The organism is Vibrio sp. Vb0667 (assembly GCF_033391095.1).
Genome location: NZ_JAWPOL010000133.1, coordinates 1 through 1,587 on the forward strand (window position 1 = coordinate 1; position 1,587 = coordinate 1,587).

The 1,587-nt window shown below is 42.4% G+C and carries 2 protein-coding genes; both read left to right on the plus strand.

The genetic code is table 11. The features are described from left to right. Positions 1-266 precede the first annotated feature (266 nt). Positions 267-974, plus strand: a complete 708-nt coding sequence (gene hutC, locus R8269_RS24010; protein WP_005483583.1) for a histidine utilization repressor — start codon at positions 267-269, stop codon at positions 972-974. A gap of 130 nt (positions 975-1,104) precedes the next feature. Continuing rightward, positions 1,105-1,587, plus strand: a 483-nt coding sequence (locus R8269_RS24015) for an amidohydrolase family protein (RefSeq protein ID WP_318222754.1), incomplete at its 3' end; no start/stop codon positions are given.

Below are 1,587 nucleotides of genomic sequence, written 5' to 3' on the forward strand. Positions count from 1 at the left end.
TTTTAATTTCTTAAACATGCCTTTCCTTTTTTGCGACTGTTTTTATTAGTTGTGCTTTGTTTACACAATTGCCTTATAAGCTGCAAGCAATAGACCGCAAGAATACGGCTTGATTCCACTATCGATTCAAAAAATATCAAATCAGCCAAATCATTCAGCAAGCAAATGCCCGTTATTTGTCTCTAAATGTCGTATTTGTCGATAACTATTTGCAATTTGTACTTAAATTGAGCAGTATTTGTATAGTCAATTTAAAAGGTATCATTATGTCTGCGCCACTCTACATGCAAATCAAACAATTTATCCTCGATAAAATTGATTCCGGAGATTGGATGGTCGGACAGCGCATTGCGACTGAAATCGAGCTGACTGAACAGTTTGGTGTAAGCCGAATGACAGTAAACAAAGCGATACGAGATTTGGTGAATGAAGGAAAACTACAGCGTCGCCCAAGGTTAGGAACGTTCGTTTGTGACCCTAGTGAGAAATCAGAATCCCCATTACTAGATATTCGCAATATAGCGGAAGAAGTCAGTGACCGAGGACGCCAATACAGCAGTAAAGTAGTTCAGCAAGTCGCGATAAAAGCGGATGATAGCATCGCAATAAAACTTGGTGTAATGCTTGGTACAACGGTGTTTTACAGTGAGATCATTCACTATGAAGACAGCACACCTATTCAGTTAGAACTGCGTTGGGTAAACAGCCAATACGCCCCGAGTTATCTTAGCCAAGACTTCACCCAAATTACGCCTAATCAATACCTATCTAATAACTGTCCGTTGAGTGCGATTGAACACACGGTTGAAGCCATTGTTCCCGATAATCGCATCAAACTGGATTTGAAAATGCAGGCGAATGAACCTTGTCTTCTTCTTAATCGTAGAACATGGAGCCAAGACAAATTGGTCAGTACAGCTCTACTCTACCACCCAGGTAACAAGTACAAGTTGAGCTCTAAAGTTCTGCTCTAGGTGCATATAAACAGCCTTTCCCACTACGTTTTGATCACATTTTAGCAACATCACGCTTGTCACCGCATTCTTTTTGACCTATTTATTTGTATATACATTTAAAGATACAAATCAAAGTAGGAATGAGAGAATGGATTTGCTGATTGAGAATGCCCGACTAGTTAGCATGGAACGTGGTGAAGCAGGTTACTTACCAACGCCACCAGCCCGTGTTGGTATTCAAGCTGGTAAAATCGCGGCTATCAGTGCTCATCCAGTTGGAAGTGACACCCCTCAAATAGAAGCGCTTCTGTCTCCTCAACACTATTCGCAAACTATCGACCTACAAGGTCAACTTCTGACGCCGGGACTCATTGATTCCCACACCCACTTAATTTACGCGGGGAATCGCGCGAATGAATTTGAGATGCGCTTAAACGGCGTGCCTTATCAGGAAATAGCGAAGCAAGGTGGCGGTATCCTTTCCAGCGTAAAGGCCACTCGAGCAGCTACTGAAGAGCAATTAATTGAGCTCGCGTTGCCTCGTTTAGATGGCTTGTTAGCAAGTGGGGTTACGTCGGTTGAAGTAAAATCAGGCTACGGCTTGACGCTCAAAGACGAACTTAAAATGCTG